This window comes from Apibacter sp. B3546, from assembly GCF_009827885.1.
Taxonomy (GTDB): Bacteria; Bacteroidota; Bacteroidia; order Flavobacteriales; family Weeksellaceae; genus Apibacter.
In genome coordinates, this window is the sequence record NZ_WINW01000032.1 from 113,594 (window position 1) to 123,608 (window position 10,015).

Genomic DNA, 10,015 nt, shown 5'->3' on the forward strand with positions numbered 1-10,015 from the left:
CAGTTTATTTTTAAAAAATTCGAAAATATTACTATTTTTTTATAGTATAACGGATTAATTTTTATTAATCTGTTTCTTATTAAAACTTATAAATAAGTAAATTAATAAGGATTTTATTTTTCAATAAGATCTTTTATTTTAGAAAATGAAAAACTATTCTTCAATCTCTTCTTGTTTATGATAGGCTTCTAAAATTTTTCTTACTAATTTATGTCTTACCACATCAATTTCTGTCAATTGCACAAAACCTATTCCCTTAACTCTTTTTAAAAGATGAACAGCTTCTTTTAAGCCGGATTTCTGATGTTTAGGCAAATCTATTTGCCCGGGATCTCCCGTAATAATAAACTTCGCATTAGCCCCCATACGCGTTAAAAACATTTTCATTTGCAGATGGGTCGTATTTTGAGCTTCATCTAAAATTACAAAGGCTTCATCTAACGTTCGACCTCTCATAAATGCCAAAGGAGCAATTTGAACGACTCCTTTTTCAATATAAGAAGCCAGTTTTTCATGACTGATCATATCTCGTAATGCATCATACAAAGGCTGAAGATAGGGATCTAATTTATCTTTTAAATCACCGGGTAAAAATCCCAAACTTTCCCCTGCTTCCACAGCCGGACGAGTTAGCACAATTCTTTTTACTTGTTTATCTTTTAAAGCTTTTACAGCTAAAGCAACGCTAGTATAGGTTTTCCCTGTTCCTGCCGGACCAATGGCAAATACCATATCATTGTTTTCGACTGCTTTCACCAGCTTTTTAAGATTTTCTGTTTTAGCCCTAATAAGTTTTCCTCCTATTCCGTGAACGATAATATCTTCAGATTCGGATCTAAGCTCATTCTGCTTTTCTCCATTAGAGAGTATTCCCTCCAGAGCAATATCATTTAACTTATTATATCTGTTTATATATTCAGTTATTTCTTTAACTTTATTATTAAACAAAGTTAAATCCGCATCATTTCCTGCTGCCGACACTACCCGATCCCTTCCTGTAATTTTTAATTTGGGAAAATGATTAATCAACAGATTAAAGTTTTGATTATATTCACCATAGAAAGTTTTTAAATCCACCCCTTCTAAAGTAATTCGTATTTGATTCAAATTTTAACTCCTTTTTTAATTTTACATAACAAAAATAAGCAATAACTTTGTGTAGGATAATAAAAAATGGGAATAATAACACTTACTACCGATTTTGGTTTAGACGATTACCATGTGGCTGCTCTTAAAGGTGCTATATACAGCCAAATTTCGGATATTGTAGTCGTTGATATCTCACATCAAATTATGCCTTTTGATTTAATTCAAACTGCTTATATTATTCAAAATTCATACAAAAATTTTCCTAAAGGAACCATTCATATAATTGGTGTCGACGCGTTGCCTTCTCCTTTTGTAAAATCTTTAGCTGCAGAAATCAACGGTCATTTTTTTATATGCAATGATAACGGCATTCTTTCTTTAATCGCTGAAGAATATATTCCCGATCAGGTATATGAAATCACGATTAATAAATACGATGATCTTCATTTTTTAACTAAAGACCTTTTTATTCCTGTAGCCTGTCATCTTGCCAGAGGTGGAAAAATAGAATTAATAGGTAGAAAAATAAATTCTTATAAAGAATTAACTCAACCCAAACCGGTCGAAAAAAGCGAAGATAATTCGTTAACAGGAATGGTTATTCATGTAGATAATTTCGGTAATGCAATAACCAACATTAGTAAAGAACAATTTTACCAATTTGGAAAAAAAAAGGACTTTATAATTTTTGCCAGAAACGTTCAATTCACTGAAATCAAATCTAAATATACCGATATACTTGGGACAGATTCTGAGGACAAAAAATATCATGGAAAAGCTTTTGCTATATTTAATTCTTCGGGCTTTTTACAAATTTCCATGTATAAGAGTAATTTAAAAACCGTTGGAGGGGCCAGTTCTCTAATGGGCTTATATATAGGAACTAATATCCGCATTGTTTTTTCTTAGTTAGTAAATCATATTTTTTTACTTCCTATTTTATTCACATGTATACCTATATATGCGATCATTTATGTGTAATACTTTTAAAAATTCTGATTTATATTTTTTAGAAAAATAAGAACACAAAAATACACTTTGGTACAATATTTTCACATCTACACATCAGAATAAATTTACAAATTATTTATAACATTATATTTTATAAAAAAATTAGTTTATTTTGTTCGTTTAAACAATTAAAATATAATATATTATGAAAATTACCATAGATGATTTCCGTGTGTTAGAAGGAAAATCAGTAAACCTTAAAAATTATACTACTCAATCACCTGAAAATTTCAAAAAAAATAAAAAAGAGATAAAGAAAATAATTAAAAGTATAGATTATTATCAAAATATTTTAAATGCTGAAAACAAACAATCTTTATTAATTATTTTACAAGGAATTGATGCTGCCGGAAAAGACAGTTCCATACGAGCAATCATGACGGGAGTAAATCCTCAAGGAGTAAATGTATCATCTTTTAAAACACCTTCTTCTTTAGAGTATGAACATGATTATTTATGGAGACATATTATCAAAATTCCCGAACGTGGGAAAATAGAAATATTTAATCGTTCTCATTATGAAAACGTATTAGTTTGCAAAGTACATCCTGAATTTATTTTAAATGAAAAAATTCCTACTATAAATTCTGTCAAAGATATTAATGATGGGTTTTTCGAAAAAAGATATGAGGAAATTAAAAATTTTGAAAATCGTATGTTTAACAATGGTACTCGAATTATTAAATTTTTTCTCAATATAAGTAAAGACGAGCAGAAAAAAAGATTTATTAAGAGAATTAATGAAAAAGAAAAAAATTGGAAATTTTCAGCTTCTGATTTAAAAGAACGTAAATTTTGGAATGAATATCAAAAAGCATTTGCAATGGCTTTTGAAAAAACATCCACTGAAAATTGTCCCTGGTTTATTGTTCCTTTTGATAATAAATCTTACGGGCAATTGGTAATGGCTTACATTATAAATGAAACATTAAAATCTATGAACCCGAAATATCCGGAAGTTAATAAACAAGAAAAGGAGGCTTTAAAAATTGCTTATCATGATTTACTCAATGAAAAAGATTAAAATTCACACTTTGTTTATTTTAGTTGAGTAGAACAAACAACTTCCATCTTATTGCTTAACAATTTTTATTTATCTTATAATTGTTTCTTTCACCTTTGAGATAAATAAAAACTGTTTTTTTCGAGTTTATAATTAATTTCTTCGCTGAGATTACCATAAATCTATATTATATTAAAAAAACTTTTTTAATACAATAATAATTTATACTCTAAATTATTACAAAGAAACTAAATAATAAATTATTTTTTTATCTCAGATCTTTTAACATTGGTTATACCTTCAATATTATGCAACTCTTCTATAATTTGTTCTAATTGAAGAGTATTTTTTACAAATAATATTAAATTTCCGTAAAAGATTCCATCTTCGGAATTAATGTTTATTTTTTTTATACTAATTTTAAATTTATTAGAAATAAGAGTGGTTATATCATTAAAAATACCGTTTCTGTCAATTCCTTGTAATGAAACTTCTATCAGAAAATCCCTGCTTGAACTACTTACCCATTTAGCCGGAATTACTCTGTAATCATAATTAGCTCGCATATCAATAGCATTGGAACAGCTTTCTTTATGAACTTTTATACCACTGTTTATGGTTACAAAACCAAAAATATTATCACCTGGAATTGGATTACAGCATTGCGCTAATTGATAGTTTAATTTTTCTTCATCATCTCCAAAAACAATCATATCATAATTTTCCTCTTCTTTGGGTTCCAGAAAATTATTTTCAGTGATTATAGAGGTTTTTTTTCTTAATTTGGATAATAAATTTGTTAAAACTCCTTTGCTATCTCTATATTTTTTTAGTGCTTTACTATCGATGACTCCGGTAGCAACCTGATAAAAAACATCGTGACTGGTTTTTGCTCCGAAAAATTTTTGAATGGAATTTAATTCTTCTTCTGAAAAATTAATTTTTAAGTGCCGTAACTTACGAATTAATAATTCTTTACCTTCTTCTGTATATGTTCTTTTTTCCGAATTTAATGCCGCTTTGATCCTTGATTTTGCTTTTGAAGTGGCTACAAAATCCAACCAATCTGCTTTAGGTTTTTGAACATTGGACGTCAGTATTTCCACCTGATCTCCACTTGATAACTTATAACTTAACGGCACCAATTTATTATTTACTTTAGCTCCTAAACAATGATCTCCGATACCGGAATGCACGGAATAAGCAAAATCTAGAGCCGTTGCTCCTGCCGAAAGTACTTTTAAATCTCCTTTAGGAGTAAAGACAAAAATGTCCTTTGTGTATAAGTTTAATTTAAAATCATCTAATAATTCCTTTGTAGAAGCCGTTCCCAAGTTTTCCAACATTTCTCTAACTTGAGATATCCAATTTTCTATTTGATTATCTTCTCGTCCCTTATATCCTTCTTTATATTTATAGTGAGCGGCAATACCTTTTTCAGCCAATTCATCCATTCTCTCCGATCGGATTTGTACTTCCACCCACTTAGATTCCGGACCTATGACGGTAACATGCAAACTTTCATATCCCGTAGATCTGGGGGTTGTAATCCAATCCCTCATTCTGCTGGGATTAGGCATAAATTTATCCGTAACTATGGAATAAATTTTCCAAGCCAGGAATTTTTCATTTTTATAATCAGATTTATATATAATCCTAATAGCAAATAAATCAAAAACTTCCTCAAAGGAAACATCTTGTTTTTTCATTTTTTTATAAATTGAAAAAACGGATTTATGTCGTCCTTTAATAGTAAAATTCAAACCTTCGGCATTTAAGCTTTCTTGCATAATCCTTGAAAACTCTTCAATATATCGTTGACGGTCTTTTTCTGTTTCCTCAAGTTTTTTAACGATTAAAGAATAAGATTCCGGATCGGTATATTTTAAGCTCAAATCTTCAAGCTCAGATTTGATGGTATATAGCCCCATTCTATGGGCTAAAGGAGCATATATATAGGTGGTTTCAGCAGCAATTTTTTTCTGTTTAGAACTTTTCATGCTGTCCAAAGTCCTCATATTATGAAGTCTGTCAGCTATCTTAATTAAAATAACTCTAACATCTTCAGACAAGGTAAGTAACAGCTTTCTATAGTTCTCGGATTGTAACGAAAGATTTTGATGGTCTATGTTGGATATTTTGGTAAGTCCATCTATAATTTTAGCTACTTTAGGATTAAATAAATTGGAAATATCTTCAATGGTATATTGAGTATCTTCCACTACATCATGCAATAAAGCACATGCTATGCTTGTTGCTCCTAAGCCTATTTCATCAGCAACAATTTTAGCTACGGCTAAAGGGTGATATATATAAGGTTCTCCGGTTTTTCTCCTTTGATCTTTATGAGCCTCTTTTGCAACTTCAAAAGCTTTTCTAATCAGAGATTTATCTTCTGTAGTCAAATCTCTGTAGGTGTTACGAAGCATATCTTTGTAACGTTTGACTATTTCTTCTTCTTCTTTTTTTAAGTCTATTTCGTCCATACCACTATTTAGTCTATTTTACTAGTTACAATTTATATGCGAATCATAACATTAATCTTTACTTATGTGTTAAAATCTTAACTTTTATTAGTTACACAAAGCTAATTAATTTTTCTTTTAAATATGCATTCTAACTTTTTTATGTTATTATATTATTTATAAATTTATATTTTTAAAAAACTAATTGTAGTATCAATGAAAAAAATTACACTAAAATCTTTTTTATTAACCTGTTTTTTTAATGCTTCATCATTAGTCGCTCAAACGGGTGGGGGTATGTGGATACCTAATCAGCTCAATGAAAAAGAAATGAAGGAAATGGGTATGAAAATATCTTCAAAACAAATATTTAATACCTATAATCCAAGCATAAAAGATGCGGTTGCTCATTTCGGAGGAGGATGTACTTCTGAAGTTATTTCACCTAAGGGATTATTACTTACTAACCATCATTGCGGTTACTATAGCATACAATCGCACTCTACAGTTACCAATGACCTGTTAACCCATGGATTTTGGGCTTCTAACTATGAAGAAGAAAAACCGAACGAAGGCTTAAAAGCAACTTTTATTGTTGATATTATAGATGTAACTTCTCAAATATTATTGGGTATAAGCGATAATTTTACTGAACAACAAAGAAATATTATTATTAAAAATAATATTAATAAAATTTGTTCAACCATTAAAAAAGAGGACTATCAAAACATTACTATCTTGCCTTTTTACAACGGTAATCAATATTATGCTTTTATTACAGAAACTTACGAAGATATTCGATTAGTGGGTGCTCCTCCATCTTCTATAGGAAAATACGGATCAGATACCGACAACTGGATGTGGCCTAGGCATACCGGAGATTTTTCCCTATTTAGGATTTATGCAGATAAAAATAATCATCCGGCAAAATATTCTAAAGATAATATTCCTTATACCCCCAAGTATTATTTACCTATATCAATTAAAGAAAAAAAGGAAAATGACTTTTCATTTGTATACGGATTTCCCGGAAGAACTCAAGAATATTTACCGGCATCTGCTATTGAACAACTATTAGAAATAACCAATCCATCAAGAATTACCTTGCGTAATGAATCTTTAAAAATTTTAGATCATGCGATGCGTGAAAATAAAGAAATAAAGATAAAATACGCAGCAAAATATGCATCTATCGCTAACGGATGGAAAAAATGGATCGGCGAAAATCAAGGGTTACTTAAATCAAATGCTATCGAAAAAAGAAAAGAGTATGAAAATCAATTGGTAGAGCAAAGTCAAATAAATCTTGATACTAAAAATAAAAATCAGTCTTTAGTAAATGCATTAAATGATTTATATAAAAATAATAGTCGGTATAATAAAGCTTACACTTATTTTAATGAGGTTTTCTATTCGAATTCTGAAACTTTTCGTATGGCATATTTAGTATCCAATCTTCTTAATGCTTCTGATCAAGACTTTGATAAAATTAAATTAAGAGTAATAAAAAATGTGAGTTCAATTTATAAAAATTATGATTCGGAATTAGACAAGAAAGTTTCTTCAAAAATGCTTTCCATGTACAGTATGAATATTGAGCCAAGATTTCAGGTAGCCGGTCATGAAGATTTTGAAAAAGAATCTTCGTGCAATATTTACCTAACCGATTTATGGAAAAATTCATATATAACTCGTAAAAAAGGAGATCTTATATCAATATTATCTTCCGATTCTAAGGAAAATATAAAGTATAAATTAAAAGACGATGCAGTACTAAACTTTATTACTCCTTATATTGAAATGTACAGAAGAAAAATTTTACCATTTCATGATGATTTTGATAAAAAAAATGACAGCCTACAAAGAAACTATATGAATGCTCAATTAAAATCTTTTCCTTCAAAAAAATTCTTTCCTGATGCAAATTCTACTTTAAGAGTTACTTATGGCAAAATAGACGGATATACACCAAAAGATGGAGTTTATTATAAACCTTTTACAACATTATCCGGTGTTATTGAAAAATATATTCCTGATGATTACGAATTTAATTTACCTAAAAAATTAATAACATTGTACAAACAAAAAAATTTCGGGCCTTATTCACAAAATGGAGATATCATAGTAAATTATATTGCAACCAACCACACTACAGGGGGCAATTCAGGAAGTCCCGCCTTTGATGCTCATGGTAATTTGGTAGGTCTTAATTTCGACAGGGTTTGGGAAGGCACTATGAGCGATATAAATTATGATCCTTCTATCTGCAGAAACATTATGGTTGATATTCGTTATATATTATTTATAATCGATAAATATGCAGGAGCCCAAAGACTTATAGATGAAATGAAAATTGTAAAGTAAAATAAAAAAGGTTTTCTAAATTAGAAAACCTTTTTTATATAATTACTTATTTAAAATAATCCTATCGCTTTCCACCAAGCGGTTCCCACTAGTAACCAAATGGCCAAGATAACTAAACTCATAAAAAATCCGATCTTCCACCATTTTGCCAATGGTATATATCCGCAACCGAACAAAATAGGAGCCGGTCCGCTTGAATAATGTGTAATTGACATATTTAAATTACTGAAAAATGCAAATAATAATATTGCTAACATTGGTGGAGCCCCTGCAGCTATCGATATGGAAACAAATATAACGTACATCGCACTGATATGTGCTATAGCACTTGCCATAAGATAGTGTACATAATAATACACCAATAAAAGTATAAATAACATCGGCAACCAAGGTAAACCTTTCACAGATTCAGCTACATAATTTCCAAACCAAGGAATAAATCCTAAGGTATTCAATTGAGAAGCTAAGGTCATAAGTATCGCAAACCATATAATTGTATGCCATGCTTCTTTTTCACTAATTACATCATTCCAATCTAGAGCACGTGTTAATAACAAAATACATAATCCTACAAAAGCTGTAAATGTCGCATCAATTTTAAGAAATGATCCTAATACCCAAAATATTACTAAATAAGAAAATACACCCAGAACAATCCACTCTTTTGTAGTCATTTTACCCATCTCTTTAAGCTTTTCTTTTGCAATCGCTTTCATTTCCGGGGTATGTTTTAATTCAGGTGGATAAAATTTATATAAAACGTATGGAATTACAAGTAAAGATAACAAGCCGGGTACAATTGCGGCCTTTGCCCAATCAGTCCATGAGATGGTATATCCCATATTCTCAACAAATTTTGCTATCATAGGGTTGCCTGCCATCGAAGTTAAAAACATGGCACATGTAATTGCATTACATTGAAATATACATTGTACTAAAAATGCCCCGATCTTATTCTGAGTTCCTTTTTCTGGAGTAGAATCATAGGCATTTGATATAGATAAAAATAGAGGGGTTATTATTCCGCCACAACGTGCAGATGTGGATGGCATTGCCGGCGCAAATATTAAATCGGTCATAACCAAACCATAAGATAAACCTAAGGAACTGTTTCCTAATTTACTAATGAAAAGATATCCTACTCTTCTTCCAAAGCCTGTTTTAATAAATCCTCTCGAAATAAAAAAAGCACAAGCTATCATCCAGATTGTTGTATCTCCAAATCCTTTTAAGGCGCTTTTAATCGGAATTAAATCTAGAGCAACTACCGTGGTCATACTAAAGATTGCCATTGCTCCCAAAGGAAACGGAGAAAGAATCAATCCTAAAACCGTTGCGATAAAAATTGATGCCAAATGCCAAGCTTTAACATCTAGACCATCCGGAACAGGTACGAACCAAAGAATAACTCCTACTAAAATAACCAATAAAAACTTTAATATATTTTTATTCATAATTTAACTATATGTATTTAATTTGTGTTTAATTATTATATAAATAAATTCTAATTGTTTAACGATATAAGTCAACTATCAATAAATATATATGAAGTAAAAAATGTATCATAGTATTTAGAATCATTTATTCCCTTCGAAATTACCATTTTTTAAACTTTTAGGTTATATGAAACATTTCATAAAATTTTTTATTCTAAGAGCAATAATTAATCCAAAAAAAAGTGTAGGAGATTCTAGTTTTTAAAATGATTAAAAATGTAATGATCTAATAGTCACAAGAATATATTTAATAGATAAATTTATAAATAAGTTAAATTTTAAGATTAGAAAAAACTAAATATTAGATATTTTTTTTTAAATATTGTTGTCTCCGAAGAATCAAAAGAAAAAACCTATCAAAAAAGAGTAACAAAAGAAATAAAATCAATAAAACCTATTTCTTTAATTTATGATTTCAAAAACTATTTAGATTTACTATTTTTAAATAAGAAGTTCCTTATCGGGACTGAGATTGTTTTTAATATCATTGAAGAATATGTATAGTAAATATCATCATAGACAGTATAGGTCTGATATAAAATTATGAGAGTTAGCTTATGAGTTTAGCTAAATTAAAAGTTTATAAG

At 29.4% G+C, this 10,015-nt stretch carries 6 protein-coding genes; 3 read left to right on the forward strand and 3 right to left on the reverse strand.

Translation table 11 applies throughout. The features are described from left to right. Nucleotides 1-153: 153 nt before the first annotated feature. On the reverse strand, nt 154-1,107 hold the full coding sequence (locus GFU93_RS06070) for a PhoH family protein (protein ID WP_160542390.1): 954 nt from the start codon (nt 1,105-1,107) through the stop codon (nt 154-156). A 66-nt stretch (nt 1,108-1,173) separates the two neighbouring features. Between GFU93_RS06070 and GFU93_RS06075 the strand changes: the two genes are divergently transcribed. Both GFU93_RS06075 and GFU93_RS06080 read left to right on the forward strand, forming a co-directional pair. After that, nucleotides 1,174-1,998 (forward strand): S-adenosyl-l-methionine hydroxide adenosyltransferase family protein, encoded by an 825-nt coding sequence (locus GFU93_RS06075; RefSeq protein WP_160568039.1) that lies wholly within the window; start codon nt 1,174-1,176, stop codon nt 1,996-1,998. Between the two features lie 247 nt (nt 1,999-2,245). Next, on the forward strand, nt 2,246-3,124 hold the full coding sequence (locus GFU93_RS06080) for a PPK2 family polyphosphate kinase (protein ID WP_160568041.1): 879 nt from the start codon (nt 2,246-2,248) through the stop codon (nt 3,122-3,124). Nucleotides 3,125-3,363: 239 nt separating this feature from the next. Here the strand turns inward: GFU93_RS06080 and GFU93_RS06085 are convergent, their stop codons facing one another. Further along, nucleotides 3,364-5,589 (reverse strand): bifunctional (p)ppGpp synthetase/guanosine-3',5'-bis(diphosphate) 3'-pyrophosphohydrolase, encoded by a 2,226-nt coding sequence (locus tag GFU93_RS06085; protein ID WP_160556239.1) that lies wholly within the window; start codon nt 5,587-5,589, stop codon nt 3,364-3,366. A gap of 195 nt (nt 5,590-5,784) precedes the next feature. Here GFU93_RS06085 and GFU93_RS06090 point away from each other — a divergent pair, with 195 nt between their 5' ends. Continuing rightward, nucleotides 5,785-7,932, forward strand: coding sequence for a S46 family peptidase (locus tag GFU93_RS06090; RefSeq protein WP_160568043.1), 2,148 nt, complete (start codon nt 5,785-5,787; stop codon nt 7,930-7,932). Between the two features lie 50 nt (nt 7,933-7,982). On the opposite strand, the gene GFU93_RS06095 is transcribed toward GFU93_RS06090, so the two are convergent. Beyond that, nucleotides 7,983-9,386: an anion permease gene (locus GFU93_RS06095; protein WP_160542395.1), complete on the reverse strand. Its 1,404-nt coding sequence runs from the start codon at nt 9,384-9,386 to the stop codon at nt 7,983-7,985. Nucleotides 9,387-10,015 lie beyond the last annotated feature (629 nt).